Origin of the sequence: Streptomyces sp. NPDC058459, assembly GCF_042721685.1 — a bacterium.
GTDB lineage: Bacteria > Actinomycetota > Actinomycetes > Streptomycetales > Streptomycetaceae > Streptomyces.
The window spans coordinates 1-15,678 of record NZ_JBHXLV010000155.1 but is presented as its reverse complement, the minus strand read 5'-3'; the positions used below and the strand labels follow the sequence as shown (position 1 = coordinate 15,678).

Annotated in this window: 15 protein-coding genes; 1 reads left to right on the top strand and 14 read right to left on the bottom strand. The window is 71.6% G+C overall.

The genetic code is table 11. The features are described 5' to 3' along the window. Positions 1 to 174: 174 nt before the first annotated feature. The 11 genes from ACFWN1_RS24045 to ACFWN1_RS23995 all read right to left on the bottom strand — a co-directional run bounded on the left by ACFWN1_RS24045 (position 175) and on the right by ACFWN1_RS23995 (position 9,113). The gene (locus ACFWN1_RS24045) at positions 175 to 483 is read right to left on the bottom strand and encodes an antibiotic biosynthesis monooxygenase family protein (RefSeq protein ID WP_384365528.1); all 309 of its coding nucleotides are present in this window, start codon (positions 481 to 483) and stop codon (positions 175 to 177) included. Beyond that, positions 480 to 803, bottom strand: a complete 324-nt coding sequence (locus ACFWN1_RS24040; protein ID WP_384365525.1) for an antibiotic biosynthesis monooxygenase family protein — start codon at positions 801 to 803, stop codon at positions 480 to 482. Before ACFWN1_RS24040 ends, ACFWN1_RS24045 begins: the two co-directional genes overlap by 4 nt. Before the next feature lie 2 nt (positions 804 to 805). After that, positions 806 to 1,555 carry an SDR family NAD(P)-dependent oxidoreductase gene (locus ACFWN1_RS24035; RefSeq protein ID WP_384365522.1) on the bottom strand — a complete coding sequence of 250 codons (750 nt, stop codon included), beginning with the start codon at positions 1,553 to 1,555 and terminating at the stop codon, positions 806 to 808. Between the two features lie 29 nt (positions 1,556 to 1,584). Then, positions 1,585 to 2,793: an SDR family oxidoreductase gene (locus tag ACFWN1_RS24030; RefSeq protein WP_384365519.1), complete on the bottom strand. Its 1,209-nt coding sequence runs from the start codon at positions 2,791 to 2,793 to the stop codon at positions 1,585 to 1,587. Positions 2,794 to 2,822: 29 nt separating this feature from the next. Further along, positions 2,823 to 4,082 (bottom strand): ketosynthase chain-length factor, encoded by a 1,260-nt coding sequence (locus tag ACFWN1_RS24025; RefSeq protein WP_384365516.1) that lies wholly within the window; start codon positions 4,080 to 4,082, stop codon positions 2,823 to 2,825. Further along, positions 4,079 to 5,362 (bottom strand): beta-ketoacyl-[acyl-carrier-protein] synthase family protein, encoded by a 1,284-nt coding sequence (locus ACFWN1_RS24020; protein WP_384365513.1) that lies wholly within the window; start codon positions 5,360 to 5,362, stop codon positions 4,079 to 4,081. Before ACFWN1_RS24020 ends, ACFWN1_RS24025 begins: the two co-directional genes overlap by 4 nt. Further along, positions 5,359 to 5,790, bottom strand: a complete 432-nt coding sequence (locus ACFWN1_RS24015; RefSeq protein ID WP_384365510.1) for a cupin domain-containing protein — start codon at positions 5,788 to 5,790, stop codon at positions 5,359 to 5,361. Before ACFWN1_RS24015 ends, ACFWN1_RS24020 begins: the two co-directional genes overlap by 4 nt. Continuing rightward, entirely contained in the window at positions 5,787 to 6,158 is a 372-nt protein-coding gene (locus ACFWN1_RS24010; RefSeq protein ID WP_384365507.1) for a TcmI family type II polyketide cyclase, read from the bottom strand. The genes ACFWN1_RS24015 and ACFWN1_RS24010 overlap by 4 nt, the downstream gene beginning before the upstream one ends. Positions 6,159 to 6,247: 89 nt before the next feature. Continuing rightward, positions 6,248 to 8,125: an asparagine synthase (glutamine-hydrolyzing) gene (gene asnB, locus ACFWN1_RS24005; RefSeq protein WP_384365504.1), complete on the bottom strand. Its 1,878-nt coding sequence runs from the start codon at positions 8,123 to 8,125 to the stop codon at positions 6,248 to 6,250. Then, positions 8,122 to 8,664 (bottom strand): hypothetical protein, encoded by a 543-nt coding sequence (locus ACFWN1_RS24000; RefSeq protein WP_384365501.1) that lies wholly within the window; start codon positions 8,662 to 8,664, stop codon positions 8,122 to 8,124. Before ACFWN1_RS24000 ends, asnB begins: the two co-directional genes overlap by 4 nt. Beyond that, the gene (locus tag ACFWN1_RS23995) at positions 8,661 to 9,113 is read right to left on the bottom strand and encodes an anthrone oxygenase family protein (protein ID WP_384365498.1); all 453 of its coding nucleotides are present in this window, start codon (positions 9,111 to 9,113) and stop codon (positions 8,661 to 8,663) included. The genes ACFWN1_RS24000 and ACFWN1_RS23995 overlap by 4 nt, the downstream gene beginning before the upstream one ends. Before the next feature lie 232 nt (positions 9,114 to 9,345). Between ACFWN1_RS23995 and ACFWN1_RS23990 the strand changes: the two genes are divergently transcribed. Then, positions 9,346 to 10,938, top strand: a complete 1,593-nt coding sequence (locus ACFWN1_RS23990) for an FAD-dependent monooxygenase (RefSeq protein ID WP_384365495.1) — start codon at positions 9,346 to 9,348, stop codon at positions 10,936 to 10,938. Between the two features lie 76 nt (positions 10,939 to 11,014). On the opposite strand, the gene ACFWN1_RS23985 is transcribed toward ACFWN1_RS23990, so the two are convergent. The 3 genes from ACFWN1_RS23985 to ACFWN1_RS23975 form a co-directional block, all read right to left on the bottom strand. Then, positions 11,015 to 12,619, bottom strand: a complete 1,605-nt coding sequence (locus tag ACFWN1_RS23985; protein WP_384365492.1) for an FAD-dependent monooxygenase — start codon at positions 12,617 to 12,619, stop codon at positions 11,015 to 11,017. Between the two features lie 44 nt (positions 12,620 to 12,663). Continuing rightward, a complete protein-coding gene (locus tag ACFWN1_RS23980; protein ID WP_384365489.1) occupies positions 12,664 to 13,695 on the bottom strand; it encodes a methyltransferase in 1,032 nt (343 codons plus the stop codon). 230 nt (positions 13,696 to 13,925) lie between these two features. Next, positions 13,926 to 15,527, bottom strand: a complete 1,602-nt coding sequence (locus ACFWN1_RS23975) for an MDR family MFS transporter (protein ID WP_384365485.1) — start codon at positions 15,525 to 15,527, stop codon at positions 13,926 to 13,928. Positions 15,528 to 15,678: the final 151 nt, after the last annotated feature.

Here is a 15,678-nt window from a genome sequence, read left to right as displayed (position 1 = left end):
GGACCGCAGGGGCGCGAGGGGGCGCGAGGGCGCGAGGGGGCGCGAGGGCGCGAGGGGGCGCGAGGGCGCGAGGGGGCGCGGGGGGCGCGGAGGCGCGCGGGGCGCGCGGCGCGCCCCCCGCTCCGGCGGCGGTGGCGACTCCCGGGACCGGCACGAGCGGCGCGGCGCTGCCCGTCAGTAGCTGGCGAGGACCTGGTAGACCTCGAACGGGCGGCTCCTCCCGGTGTCACGGAATTCGCGCAGGGGCGCGGTCTGGTCCTTGTGGGCCGCGCCGCCTTCCCAGGTCTCGAAGTCCGCCCAGGTCGCCCAGTGGCTGATCACGACGAAGCTGTCCGGGCGGCCGAGTTCGGTCATGAGCTGGTTGCCCAGCAGGCCCGGGGTGCCCGCCATGCGGCGGCTGGCTTCGTGGTAGGCCGCGAGGACGTCCTCATGCTGGTCGGACAGGTGGTAGAGCACCACCTCGACGGCGGGGGCGGTGGTCATGCCGCCGCTCCCGCGAGGCTCGCGACGATCTCCATCGTGGCCATGGAGCCGCCGCTGCGGAACGGGTGCAGCTTCGTGCGGTGGTGCAGGTGCGTGTCGCTGGTCTCGAAGGCGCGGAACTGCGGCTCGTCCACCCAGTCGCTGACGATGTAGTAGATGCCGTCCTCGTTCTCGGTGGTGCTCCTGGAGAGCCACTGGCCGCGGTTCGCCGGGTGGTCGGTGACCGAGCCGCCGACCTCCTGCCACACCCGCTCGAACTCGGCTTCCATGCCGGGCTTGATCTGCATCTTGAGCATCACCCGGAACGTGGCGTCGGCCATGGTCAGATACCTCCGTCGACGTTCAGGGTCTCGCCGGTGACGTAGGCGGACAGCTCGCTGAGCAGGAACAGGACCGGGGCGGCCAGCTCGTCGACGCGGCCGAGCCGGGCGAGAGCAGTCTTCTGGGCGTAGGTGGCGCGGAGGCCCTCGGCGCGTTCGGCGGGCATCGAGTCGAAGGCCTCGGTCTCGATGACCCCCGGTGCGACCACGTTGACGCGGATGCCCTTGCCGCCGAGTTCCTTGGCCAGAGAGCGGGTCAGGCCGATCATCGCGGCCTTGGCGGCGGTGTAGTGGGCCCGCAGCGGGATGCCCGCGGCGGCACCCCGAGAGCCGATGTTGACGACCGAGGCGCCTTCGCCGAGCAGCGGCAGCGCCTGCTGGATGACGCGGTAGGTGGCCGTCAGGTTGGTGTCGATGACGCGCGACCACTCCGTCGGGGCCAGCTCCGCGAACGGGATGTGGCTGATGACACCGGCGTTGTTGACGATGCCGTCGAGCCTGCCGTACTTCTCCTTCGCCGTCTCGACCAGTGAGTCGATCTGCGCGATCTCGCCGACATCGGCGCGTATGACGTAGTGGTGGCCGCCGGTCTCCTTGAGCTCCCGGCGCAGGCTCTCGACGTACTCGCTCTCCTGCACGTAGCAGGTGATGACATCGGCGCCGGCGTGAGCGGCGGCGAGGACGATGGCCCGGCCGATGCCCCGGGAGCCGCCGGTGATCAGGAACTTCTTGCCCTGCAGTCCGAGTTCCATCTGATGTCCTTTCGGGGTGTGAGGATGGTTCACACGCAGCCGTCGACGTGGATGTCCTGGCCGGTGACGTAGGAGGCCCGGTCGCTGATGAGGAACAGCACGACCTGGGCGATCTCCCGAGGGGTGCCGAGTCGCCCGAGGGCGCTGAACTTCGAGAAGAGCGCGCGCTGCCGGGCGGCCGCCTCGGGCGGCAGCTCGTCCAGCGCCTCGGTGTCGATGCGACCGGGCGAGACGGTGTTCACGCGGATTCCCCGCGGGCCCAGCTCGCGTGCCAGGGAGCGGGTCAGGCCGACCAGCCCCTGCTTGACGGCCGTGTAGTGGGCTCCCCCGGCCATGCCGATGCGGGCCACGGTGGAGCCCAGGTTGACGATCGAGGCGCCGTTCGCCAGCAGGGGCAGCACGGCCTGCGTGACCTGGTGGGTGCCGGTGAGGTTGGACTGCACGGCGGCGGCCCACGCGCTGTCGGCGAGGTCGGCGTAGGGGGCGGGGGTGAAGTCGCCGGCGTTGTTGACGACCGCGTCCAGACCGCCCAGGAGTTCCCGGGCCCGTTCGGCCAGGAAGCGGGCCCCGGCCGGGTCGGCGGCGTCGGCTCGCACCACGTGGCCGCTGCCGGGCAGCCCGGCCAGTTCCTTGCCGAGTGTGGTGACGTGGTCGTTGTTCTGCCGGTAGCAGGTGAGGACGTCGGCGCCGGCCGCCGCGGCGGCGAGGACGATGCCCCGGCCGATGCCCCGGGAGCCGCCGGTGACCAGGACTCGCTTGCCCGCGAGGTCGGCGAACGGGGTGGACAGCGCGCGTGCCCGGGTCTCCAGCTTCCGCTTGATGAGGCCCAGCTGGACGACCGAGTTGCGGTTGATGCGGTCGGTCATGCCGGCGTCGTCGAGCGGGGCTCCTTCCTTCATGTGGAAGTCCTGGGTCCACTCCATCCGGACGCCGTCGTCCGTCTGCGTGTACCGCCAGTGGATGTTCATGTACTCGAACGGGCCGGTCTCCACCCGGTGGGCGCGGACGGTGCGGGCCTCGGCGTCGGTGGTGCGCTGGGACACCCAGCTCCACACCTTGCCGTTCTCGTCGGGATGCAGAGCGAGCCGGAAGGTGACGGTGGGGCCGTCGTGCTCGATGATCTCGGCGACGGAGTACTCGCTGAACAGGTCGGTCCACGACGCCACGTCGTTGGTGCGCTCCCACACGAAGTCCATGGGGGCGTCGACGACGATGCAGTTGGTGGTGTGTCCGGCCATCGCTTTCCTGCCTTTCGGGTTCGGGGCTCTCACGTGAGGTGGCCGGTGCGGTCCCCCGCGCCGAGCACGAGCGCGGAGGTGAAGCCGCCGTGTCCGCGGGCGAGCACCAGCGCGGTGCGCAGCGTGGTGTGCCGGGGTCGTTCGACGACCAGGTCGATGCCGAGGTGTCCGCCCCGGCCGGCGCCCGCGGTGTGCGGGATGGTGTCGGCGGCGAGGCTGAGCAGGGCGGTGGCCACGTCCAGTGCCGCACCGCCCGCGTACAGCCGGCCGGTGAGGGTCTTGGGGGCGGTCACCGGCACCCGGCCGCGTCCGAACACCGTGTTGATGGCGTCGGCTTCGGCCCGGTCGGCCTCGGGCACGGCGGCGGCGTCGGCGAAGACGACGTCGATGTCGTCGGCGGCGATGTCGGCATCGGCCAGTGCCCTGCGGATGACCGAGGTGAGGGCGGGCCGCCGGCCCGAGCCGGGGGCCGGGTCGAAGCCGGAGGCGTAGCCGAGGATGCGGCCGTAGTGGCCGATGCCGCGTTCACGGGCGCCGTCCTCGGTCTCGACGACCAGCATGGCGCCGCCCTCACCGGGGACGTAGCCGCCGGCCGACTCGTCGAAGGGCAGGTAGGCGCGGGTGGGGTCGTCCACGGTGGACAGGGCGCGGGTGGAGAGCTGGGCGGTCAGCCCGTAGGGGCACAGGGAGGCGTCGGTGCCGCCCGACAGCACCAGTCGGGAACCGGTGTCGAGCAGTCTGCGGGACTGGCCGAGGGCGTCCAGGCCGCCGGCCTGCTCGGCGCAGATGACCCCGCAGGGCCCGCGCATGCCCTGCCGGATGGAGACCTGACCGGTGGTGGCGGCGTAGAACCAGGCGATGGACTGGAAGGCGCCCACCCAGGCGGGTCCGCTCTGGTAGAGCCGCTCCATCTCGCCCTGGCCGAACTCGGTGCCGCCGGAGGAACTGGCGGTGACCACCGCCATCTCGTACTCGGGCAGGCGGGCGGGGTCGGCCTGCGCGTCGGCGAGCGCGGTCTCGGCCGCGGCCAGCGCGAAGTGGGTGAAGCGGTCGGTGCGCGAGACGAGGATGTCGGGTATGTGCCGGCCGGCTTCGAATCCCGGCACCTCCCCGGCCACCTTGACCGGGTACGACGTCGGGTCGAAGCGGGTGATGCGGCCGAGCCCGCTCTTGCCGGCCAGTACCGCTTCCCAGTGCCGGCGCACGTCGAGACCGGTGGGGGCGATGACGCCGAGGCCGGTGACGACCGAGGGGCGGCGCCGCCCCTCGGGTATACCGAGCGCGCTCATGCTGCTTCCCTTCCGCTGCCCGCGCCGGGGCGGCTGAGGATCATGGCGCTCTGGAACCCGCCGAAGCCGCTGCCGACACTCAGCACATGGTTCATGCGGTGGTCGCGGGCCGTGACCGGCACGTAGTCGAGATCGCACTTCGGGTCGGGTACCGACAGGTTGGCTGTCGGAGGCACCACCTGGTGGCGCAGGGCCAGGGCGCAGGCGACGACTTCCAGGGAGCCGATCGCGCCCAGCGAGTGCCCGATCATCGACTTGATGGAACTGACCGGCACGTCGTAGGCCCGCGCGCCCAGGCTGCGCTTGAACGCGGCGGTCTCGTGACGGTCGTTCTGCTTGGTGCCCGAGCCGTGCGCGTTGATGTAGTCGATGTCGAGTGCGTCCAGCCGGGCCCGGTCCAGGGCGACGCGGATGGCCTCGGCCATCTCCCGTCCGTCGGCCTTGAGACCGGTCATGTGGTACGCGTTGGAGCGGCTGGCGAAGCCGGCCACCTCGGCGTAGAGCTGCGCGCCGCGCCTGCGGGCCGCCCCGGCCTCCTCGATCACCATGACGGCGGCGCCCTCGCCGAGGACGAAGCCGTCCCGGCGGCCGTCGAAGGGCCGGGACGCCGCGGCGGCGTTGTCGTCGTTGTTGGGAGTGGTGGCCTTGATGGCGTCGAAGCAGGCGGAGGTGATGGGTGACAGCGGGGCGTCGGTCGCCCCGGCGATGACGATGTCCGCGGTGCCTTCCTCGATCAACTGGACACCGTGGGCGACCGCGTCGAGCCCGGAGGTGCAGCCGGTGGAGATCAGCGCGACCGGCCCCTCGGCATGAGCCTGCCACGCCACCTCGGCGGCCAGCGTGCTGGGCACCATGTAGCCGTACAGATGGGGTACCCCGTAGGAGTGGTCGACGAGCCAGTTCCTGCCGCTGTCGGACAGGACGACGTACTCGTCCTCCAGGCCGGTGGTGCAGCCGACGGCGCTGCCGATACTGACCCCGGTGCGGCCGGGGTCGCCGGCCGTGAGGTCGATGCCGCTGTCCTCGATCGCCTCGCGGGCCGCGACGACCGCGAACTGGGCGGCGCGGTCCATGCGGCGGATCTCCTGCGCGCCGAGGCCGGCGGCGGCCGGGTCGAAGTCGCACTCGGCGGCGACCCGGGACCGGAAGCCGGCCGCGTCGAAGAGGGTGATCTCCCGGGTGGCCGTGCGCCCGTTGGACAGCAGGTCCCAGTACGCGTCGCGGCCGACGCCGCCGGGTGCGACGGCGCCGATACCGGTGATGACGGCGCGTCGGCTCATCGCGGGCCTCCGACGTCCGGGTTGGCGCCGCCGTCGTGCCGAGGCGTCTCGGTGTCGACATGGCCGAGTTCCGGCCGCGGCGCCAGCGGGGAGAGGTGGAAGACCACCTGTGCCGTCTCCTGGCCGGTGTTGACCAGCCGGTGACGCACACCGACGGGCACGAGCACGGAGTCGCCCGGCCGCAGGGTCACGGCCTCGTCGTCCAGGGTGATGCTCAGCTCTCCCGTGACGACGTGCAGGAACTCCTCCGAGTACGGGTGCAGATGCTCCGTGACGTACTCGCCCGCCGTGAGCCGCAGGGTTCCGCCGAAGCCGGAGGTGCAGCCGACGGTACGGGGACTGAGGGTGATGCGGATGTCGCCGCCGCGCTTGCGGTTGGAAGCGACGTCCTCCAGGTTCACCTTGGTGGTAGGGGCCGTTGTCGTCATCGGGTGCCGCCCAGGGTCGGGCCGGCCGGCCTGGTGACGACCGGGCCGTCCTGCGGGGTCCAGGTGTAGAACGGCACGGCCATCGCGTCGCGCGGCTCGCGCCAGTTCGGGTCGTACGGGGAGATGTACTCCTGCAGACGGGTGTTGACGTCGTTGTAGAGCGGGTGGCTGCGCGCCTTGTACAGGTTCGGGCCGATGTCCTGCTCGGCCTCCACCAGGTGGAAGTACAGGTCGTGGAAGGCGAGCAGGGTCCGCCTCGAGACGCCCACCATGTGCGGCAGGTCTGTGCTGTCGGAGTCCGCGAAGACCTTGGCGACGCCTTCGGCGTCGGCGAGGTTCATCCGCGCCACGATCAATGTGCGGTGCACGTTGCCCTCCTGGCTGCTTCGGTCGTTCCCACCCTCGCGGGCGGTCCTCGAAGCTGTCTTGAAACGGTCTGGACCGGTGGAGCGGGGGATCACAGCTTCAGGTCGATGCGGTACTCCGTCAGCCAGGTCTCGAGCTGCAGCACCATCTCCATGCCGGCTCGTTCGACCCAGGCGAAGGCGCCCTTGGGCGAGTTGTCGGAGCTGACCGCCCGTGCGGCCGCGGTGGTGTCCAGCAGGCTCGCGACGGCCGCGTCGCGGTCGGTGGCCACCTCGGCGAACCGCCGGCGGACGAAGTCGCCGTAGGCGGCTTCCTGCGTGGTCGGGTAGGCGCTCTTCCTGCGGTGCAGCACCGCTTCGGGGAGCAGGTCCGCGACCGCGGAGCGCAGCAGGCTCTTCTCCACGCCGTCCACGCGCTTGAGAGCGGCCGGCACGTTGTAGACGTACTCCACCAGGGCCCGGTCGCAGAACGGCGGGCGCAGCTGGACGCCGTGGGCCATGCTCATGCGATCGGCGCGGTCGAGGTGGGTGGGGGCCCAGCGCGTGAGCGCGAGGTAGGTGACCTCGCGGGCCCGGCGCTCGGCGGGGAGGTCTCCGTCGATGTGCGGAACCTCGGTGAGGGCGTCGCGGTAGTGCTGGTCGGCGTAGCCCATGAAGTCGAGTTCCTTGCGGAGCTGACGGTCGATCATGGACGTTCCGAGGCCCCCGGCGGCGGCGTCGTGGCCGCGTTCGAAGGAGACCCACGGGAACGTCTGGGAGTTGCTGTGCTGGGGGTCGTAGGCCCAGAAGTAGCCGTTGAAGACCTCGTCGGCGGTCTCGCCGGAGAGCACGGCGGTGATTCCGGCCTCGCGCAGCCGGGCGAAGAACCGGATGAGGGAGACGTCCATGTCGCCGAGGGGCGACGGGGCGTCCTGGCTGCGCAGGGACGAGACGTGCACGGCCGGGTCGGTCAGTGCCCCCGTGTCCAGCAGGATCTCGGTGTGCCGGGAGCCGATGTGTTCGGAGGCCAGCGCCGCGTAGGGGGCGTCCGGAGTGGAACGCATCGTGGGGTGCGGCTCGAAGTTCTCGGTGTACCCGGTGAAGTTCACCGAGAAGCTGCGCAGCGGGCCGGTGCGGGCGTCGGTGAGTGCGCGGTGTGCCAGCGCGGTCAGGGCGCTGGAGTCGATGCCGCCGGAGAGCATGGCGCCCACGGGCACGTCGGCTCGCAGGTGGCTGTCGACGGCGGAGGTGAGCAGGCCGCGGACGGTGGTGACGGTGGTGTCGAGGCTGTCCGTGTGCTGCCGGGCAGGCAGTGACCAGTAGCGCTGCTCGTGGCTGCCGGAGTGCCGCACGATCAGCACGTGGCCGGGGACGACCTCGCGGGTGCCCCGGAAGACGCCCGTGCCGGGCTTGCGGCTGTGTGCGAACAGTTCGCGCAGTCCGTCCGCGTCGACGACGGGGGCCACGTCCGGGTGGGCCAGGAGCGCCTTGGGCTCGGAGCCGAACAGGACGCCGCCGGGTGTCTGGTAGTAGCTGAGCGGCTTGACGCCGAGGCGGTCACGGGCCAGCAGCAGTTGCTGCGCGCGTACGTCCCACAGGGAGAGCGCGAACATGCCCTCCAGCCGGGTGAGGAAGTCGACGCCCCACTCCAGGTAGGCGTGGAGAGCAGTCTCCGCGTCGCCCCGGCCGGTGAACCCGTGTCCCTTCGCGGCCAGTTCGGCGCGCAGTTCCACGTGGTTGGTGACGGCGCCGTCCAGGGCGAGGACCGCTGTCGGGCTGCCGCCTTCGGTGCGGTGCACCACCGGCTGGCGGCCGGTGTCGGTCACGTCGAGCAGGGCGAGGCGTCGGTGGGCGAGTACGGCGTGGCCTTCGGCCCACAGGCCCCGCCCGTCGGGTCCGCGGTGCGCGAGGGTGGCCGCCATCGACTCCACGAGGCCGGCCTGCGGGGAAAGATCCCGCTCGAAGTCGACCCAGCCGGCGATTGCGCTCATCGGGAGGTCCTCTCATTCACGGCGAGTTCGGCGGTGTCGCCCGGCTTGACCGTCACGGCGACGAGGGTGAGCGGAACGGTGGCGACGGCGGCCCGGAAGTCGTCCACGGTGGGCTCCGGCCCGTCCGTCACGGTGATCCCGAGGCGGCGCTGGGCCGCTTCGCGGCCGTAGCTCCGGTAGAGGTCCAGGTAGCCGCGGGTGGTCAGCTCCGCGTCCTGGACGAGGGTGAAGCACGCCGGGGTGCGCCGGCCCTGCCAGGTCAGCTCGCCGTCGGCCCCGGTGGCGAAGTTGTGGCGCCATGCGCTGGAGGTGGCGAGGTACAGGGCGCCGTCGTGGCGGTGCACGCCGGCGGGCACGGTGTACGGTCTGCCGCTGCGCCGCCCGGTGAAGTGGACCAGGGCCAGGTGGGTGGCGACCGGTCCGGCGTCCGGGCCGGAGAGCAGGGCGACCATCCGCGCGTTGGTGACCGCCTGTTCCTGGTCGTCGCGTGCGGCACGGCTGATCCGGGCGGTGTCGGCCGCCTTCTCGGTCGCGGTCATGACAGCACCACCGCGGCGGCCGTCAGGGTGCAGCCGCCGATGGCGAAGCAGGTGCGCAGCAGATGCCAGTCCCGCCACTGGACGCGCGGGTCCTCCCAGCCGGGTCCGAGGTCCTGGGGCCGGGTCTTTTTGACCCGGTTGTTGATGGGGACGTTGCGGGTCTGGGACACGACCGCGACACCGGCCATGGCGAGCGCGGCGGCGATGAACAGCACGCGCGACGAGGCGTGGTCGGCGCGTACCGCGAGGGCCGCGTCGACCAGGACGGAGCCGCTCACGATGAACGGCATGATCCGGTCGTAGCGCTTGCCGAGCAGCTTGTGGGTGTCGACGTAGCGGTCGGGCGTCATCGCGATCAAGGCGGGCATGACACTGATCGCCACGGCGAACAGCACCCCCGCCACCAGGCCGGTGCCCAGTAGCACCAGCACACTCAGTGTCTCCACCACGGCCTGTGGCCTCCCGTCCGGGTCCTGCGTCGTCGTCAGCGGTTCGACGATGTCAGCGGCTCCTCGCGCGCAGCTCGAACGGTTCTGGACGGCTCGGGCGAGGGCTGTGTCCGGCGTGCCGGCGCGGTCCGAGCGGACCTCTAGGGCGGCGGTGTTGGCTGGCCGGACTGTCCGGAATCGGGTCCCCACCCAGCAGGCCGGGCAGGCCGGCATCGAGACAAGGAGCTATCCGGTGGCTGAGCGAACCGACGTACTGATCGTGGGCGGCAGCATGGTGGGCCTCGCCCAGGCGCTGTTCCTCGCCCGGCAGGGCATTCGTCCGCTGCTCGTCGAGCGGCATTCCCACGTCTCGGCGCACCCGCGTGCGCAGGCGGCCAGCCCTCGCACGATGGAGCTGATGCGGGCACTCGGCCTGGAGGAGCGGGTGCGCGCGCAGGAGAACCCGCACGCGCAGTACGGCGACATCCTCCAGGTGGAGTCCCTGGCAGGGGCGGAACTCGGGCGGTTCGACGGACCGTTCCGCCACGACCCCAACGAGGTGGGCACGACCGGCTGGACCCTGATCGGGCAGGACCGCTTCGAGCCGGTCCTGCTCGCGAAGGCCGGGGAGCTGGGCGCGGACATCCGCTTCGGCACCGAGCTGGTGGGCTACGAGCAGGACGCCGACGGGGTCACCGCGGTGCTGCGCGATCTGCGGGACGGGAGCGAGACCACCGTCCGCGCGTCCTATCTGGTCGCCGCGGACGGCGTGCGGAGCCCGGTCCGCGAGGGGCTGGGCATCGGCACGCACGGACAGGGTGTGTTCGGCCGCCAGATGAACATCATCTTCCGCGCCTCGCTGGACGAGTACGTGGACGGCCGGCGCTTCTTCCTCTGCTTCGTCAGCAACGACCGGGTCAAGGGCGTGCTCGGCCGCCTGGACGGCGGGGACCGCTGGGTGCTGGCCCCGAGCCTGCCGCCGCAGGAGACGCACGCCGAGTTCTCCGAGGAGGAGTGCGTGGACATGGTGCGCGCGGCGGTCGGGGTGCCGGATCTCGGCGTCGAGGTGGAGACCGTCAGCAGCTGGGAGATCGCCGCGCGGGTCGCCGACCGGTTCCGCTACGGACGGGTGTTCCTGGCCGGCGACTCGGCCCATGTCATGCCGCCCACCGGCGGGTTCGGCGGCAACATGGGCGTGCAGGACGCGCACAACCTCGCCTGGAAGCTCGCTCTGGTACTGCGCGACCGGGCCGGCGCGGGACTGCTCGACAGCTATGAGGAGGAGCGGTTCCCGGTCGCCGAGTTCACGGTGGAGCAGGGGGTGATCCGCTATCTCCAGCGCAGCGGGCTCGACGCCGAGGTCGCGGCCCGGCACCGCTCGGAGACGACCGTGCTGTTCGGTCATGTGTACCGTTCCGGCGCGGTGCTCGCCGAGCCCGGCGCGGACGACGACGGCGCCACGGTGGAGGACCCCGCCCAGCCCTCGGGCCGGCCGGGTACCAGGGCTCCGCACTTCACCTTGCGCACCGACGGCAGGGACCGGCCGCTGCACGACGTGCTGACGGGTGACTGGCTGCTGCTGACCGGACCGGATGCCGGCCTGTGGGAGCGGGCGGCGGGAGGTGCGTCCCGGCTGACCGGCGTCGGCATCGCCTGCCACCGGGTGGGCGCCGAGGAACCCGCCGAGGTGGCCGAGGACTTCCTGAAGAAGTACGGAATCACGGCCTCCGGTGCGGCTCTGGTGCGCCCGGACGGCTTCCTGGCGTGGCGCTCGGCCGAGCAGCCCGCTGACCCGGCGGTGGAGTTGTCGGCGGTCGTGCACCGGCTGCTGTCCCGCGACCTCTGAGAGCCGGCCGCGCATACGGGGACGGGCGCGCCTTCCGGAGGGAGGGCGCGCCCGCTTCATGGGGCCTCGGCGCAGGTCAGTCCCGGCAGAGGAGCCGGCGCAGTACCCCGGTCAGGGTGTCCGCCGCGTCCCCTTCGGGTCCGCCGTTCGAACGCCAGGCCACGAAGCCATCGGGGCGGACCAGTACGGCTCCGCCGCCGGCGATGCCGTAGCGCTCCGTGAAGGTGTTCTCGATGTCGGCGTAGTCGCCGCCGGCGCCGATGCCACGTGCCCTCAGCACCAGGCCGAGATCCCGGGCCGCCCCCTCGGCGGCGGTCCACGGGCCGGCTGCCCCGGCGGTCAGCAGGGTGAAGCCGACGGGGAAGAGGTCGACGGTGGAGAACCTGCCGTGCTCACCCTCGATGACCACATGGGGGGCGCGGGTGCCGGGACGGCCGCTGGGCTTGTCGGGGTTCTCGGTCACGGTCCACCCCGTCTGGTCCTCGCCCACGAACGCGCCCTGGGGGTAGGCGTAGCCGAAGGTCATCGTCGTCTCGTCGACCAGGTCCTCGGCCACCTCCTCGAACTGCTTGCCCTCACGGACGGCGAAGCGCAGCATGGCCTGGCGCACGGTCTCCTCGGCCACCGGGCGACGCTCCAGGTCGTAGCTGGCCAGCAGCCGGGCGCCGGCCTTGCCGCTCAGCACCAGGGCGAGCTTCCAGGCCAGGTTGTAGGCGTCCTGGATGCCCGTGCTGGCGCCGAAGGCACCGGTGGGCGGCATCACGTGCGCGGCGTCACCGGCTATGAGGAAGCGGCCGGCGGCGAAGGTGTCGGCGACCCGCGCGGAGATGTCCCAGGCGGGCATGTCGACCGAATCGATGGTCAGCGGCAGGTCCTCGACGCCGACGGCCGCCCGGACCAGTTCGGCGCAGCGCTCCTGGGTGAAGTCCTCGGCGCTCTGCCCCTTCTCCGGGGAGAAGGAGACGTTGATGACCCACTTGCGGTCGTTGTCGATCGGGATGATCGTGCCGCGGACGGCGGGGTTGTTGACGTACGCGGCGATGATCTTGCGACCGCGCAGCGCCTCGGTCAGGTCGGCGTCGAAGAAGAAGCTGACGAGGTTGGTGATCGTGCCGCGGCCGTGAGCGCCGATGCCCAGCAGCCCGCGCAGGGGGCTGCGGCTGCCGTCGGCGCCGACCACGTAGGAGGCGCGCAGCTCCCCGCTCTCGCCGGTGCCGATGTCGGTGAGCGTGGCGGTCACCCCGTCCGCGTCCTCCACGACCGCGTCCAGGCGGGTGTGGAAGCGCAGGTCGACACCGACTTCCTCGGCCCGCTCGCGCAGGATCGGCTCCAGCTGGTTCTGGTCGATCAGGGTCCACTGGGTCGGGCTGATCCGGCTGATGTCCTCGATGGAGGCGTTGGGCATCCTGACCCGCTCGTCGCCGGCGAGGCTCTCGACGTGCACCAGGTCGGTGTTGCCGGAGATCGGCGAACGGCCGGCCCTGACCCGCTCCTCCATACCGACGGCGCGGTACAGCTCCATGGTCCGCGGGTTGATGGCACGGGCCTTGGGGTGGACGGAAGTGCCGGGGTGGCGCTCGACCAGCGTGGCCTTGACGCCGTGGTGGGCGAGGAAGACGGCGGCGGACAGTCCGGCGAGGCCGCCGCCGACGATGAGGACGGGCACCTTTTCCTGGCTCATGGTGTTTCCTTGGGTGGTCGGGGCGGCAGCGCCGTCCGGGTCGGTCATCGGGTCGCGGTCACCAGCGTGTGGGTGCCGAGCAGCGGCTCCGCCGTGGCGTCGGTGAATCCGGCCTCGCTCAGCCAGTCGTGCAGATCCCCGACGCGGTACTCGGAGCCGTCCTGGCTGACGAGGCGCATGTGCAGGCTGGAGAGCAGGCGTTCGGCGTTGGAGCGGTCGTTGTCGATCATCCGGTCGTAGACGAGGATGCGCCCTCCGGGGTTGACGGCCGCGTGGACCCTGCGCAGCAGCTCCCGGCGCCGGTCCGTGTCGAAGCCGTGCAGGATGTGGCCGAGCACGATGACGTCGGCCTGGGGGATGTCGTCGCTGAAGAAGTCGCCGCCGGTGAATTCGACGCGGTCGGTGAAGCCGAGCCGGCCGACGTGCTCGGTGAACAGGGGCCGGGTGCGCTCCAGGTCGAAGACGCCCGCCTTCAGGTGCGGGTGCTCCTTCACGAGGACGGAGGCGAGGTTGCCGCGCGCGCCGCCGAGGTCGACGAAGGAGGAGTACCGGGACCAGTCGAGGCGGCCCGCCAGCTCGACGCCCATCCGGTCGCTGTAGGCGTCCAGGCCCGCGAAGAAGCGCTTCATCTTCTGCGGGTCCTTGTGCTTGTCCCCGACGAACCCGCCCTTGTCGGGGTCCAGGTGCTGGGGGGCGCCGGTGGTCAGCGCCTCGGTCAGCCGCCCCCAGGTGCCGTACAGCGTCTCGTTGGTGAGTTCCACGAAACCGCCGAGGTAGGTCGAGGTGCCGGGCACCAGGTACGCCTGGGCCAGCGGGGTGTTGCCGTATCGGTCGCCGGTGCGCTCCAGCAGGCCGAGTCCGGCCAGGGCGTCGAGGAAGTCGGCGGCCATGCGGGCGTGCAGACCGGTCTCGGCGGCGATGTGGTCCGCGTCGGCGGGTGCCTCGGCGAGCACACCGAACACACCGAGTGCCACGGCGCTGTGCAGTACCTTGGCCGCGCAGTCGGCGATGGTCAGTCGGACCAGCGGTCCGGGGTCGACCGCCGCGGCTGTCGTGGGGTCATGAGTCAGTGTCACGCGAGCCTCCTGGCGAACGGTGGGGACCACTGCGGTCCTCGCCCGACAATGGCGTCTTCGCTTGGAGTCCGGCTCGAAGCGGCGTGCAGCGCTTCGGCCGCGCCCGCGCGGGCACCACGGCGGTACGCGGGGCGTGCGCCAGCGGTGGGCACACGCCAAGGGCCGCCCTGTACGCCGGTGGCGTGCGGGGCGGCCCTTGGGCCTGGATCATGCGCGGGGGATTCGCACGATCAGGCCGTCTCGGGAGCGGGGCCGGCGGGCGCCGTGTCCGTGGCGGGGGCAGCGGCGGGGGCGGACTCGCTCGCACCGCCGTGGTGCCGCGAGCGCAGGGTGAGGTTCTTCATGCACAGCGTGATCACGAGGCCGACGGCGAGGATGGGTACCGCGGTGACGAACACCGGGTGCAGTGCCGCGGCGTACGCCTCCTCGACGGTGTGGCGCACGGGGGCGGTCAACGAGTCGAGGACGGACTGGGACGACAGCGTGTCGGGGTCGACGTCTCGCAGGGCGGCGGCCGGGACGTGCGCGGTGATCTCGTCGCTGAGGCGGCTGTAGAAGATGGCGGCGAACAGCGAGATGCCGATCGAGGTACCGAAGGAGCGGCCGAAGGTCGCGACTCCGGAGACCGCGCCGAGGTCCTGGGGCGGCGCGGTGTTCTGCGCGGCCTGGGTGAAGACCTGTGCGGACATGCCGGAGGCGAAACCGAACACCACCATGTAGAGGACGGACACGGCGCGGGGGGTCGAGGCGTCCATGGTGGACAGCAGCAGCGCCCCCACGATGCCGAGGCCCATGCTCAGCACGGGGAAGATCTTGTACTTGCCGGTCTTGCGGATGATCTTGCTGGAACCGATGGAGGAGAGCACCAGGCCGAGCATCATCGGCAGCAGCACGAAGCCCGAGGTGGTGGGACTGGCACCGGTGACGACCTGGACGTACAGGGCGAGGAAGTTGACGGACCCGACGAAGACGACGCCGCAGACGATGGTGCCGAGCAGCGAGAGGGTGAACGTCGAGTCCTTGAACAGCCGCAGCGGCACGATCGGTTCCTCGGCACGGGACTCCGACACGATGAACAGGGTGAGGCAGAGGACCGCGGCCACACCGAGCCCGATGATGCGCGGGGAGGTCCAGGCGTACTGGACGCCGGCCCAGGAGGTCAGCAGCGTGGCGCTGACGATGGCGCCGGACAGGGTGAGGATGCCCGCGTAGTCCAGGGAGGACTGGCGGACCCGGCGCGGCAGGTGCAGGTACCTGGCGAGCAGGAAGAAGACGGTGGCGCCGAGGGGCAGGTTGACCAGGAACACCCAGTGCCAGCTGAGCGTGTCGGTGAGCACGCCTCCGACGGCGGGACCGGCGAGCGAGGCGCCGGCGAAGATCATGCCGAACATGCCGTAGTACTTGGCGCCCTCGCGGGGCGTGAACAGGTCGCCGATGATGGACAGGACGGAGACGAAGATGCCGCCGGCGCCCATGCCCTGCACGACGCGGAAGGCGATGAGCTGTTCCATCGAGCCGGAGAGGCCCGAGAGCGCCGAGCCGAGCATGAACAGGGCGATCGCGGACAGGAAGGTCACCTTGCGGCCGAAGAGGTCGCCGAGCTTGCCGTAGATGGGCGTGGTCACGCTGCTGGCGATGACGTAGGCGATGGTCACCCACGCGAAGAGGTCGATGCCGTGCAGGTCGCCGACGATGCGGGGCAGTGCGGTGGCCACGATCTGGGTGTCCAGAATGGCGAGGAACGCGGCGAGCATGCATCCGACCATGGTCGGGGTGATGCGCGTGCCGGAGGGGTGGAGCCCTCCCGGCGCCTGCGCGGTGGGAGCCGACATGACGATCCGCCTTTCGATTCGGTGTGTGCGGTCCCCCTCACACCGACCGCGGGTGACGGTGGCGTTTCTTTTCGACGGGCCCATGTGGGCTCAGGGGATGTCACTTGGTTGCGTGGTGCGGGGCTGGAGCGCGGCCGGCCCGGCGGGGGTC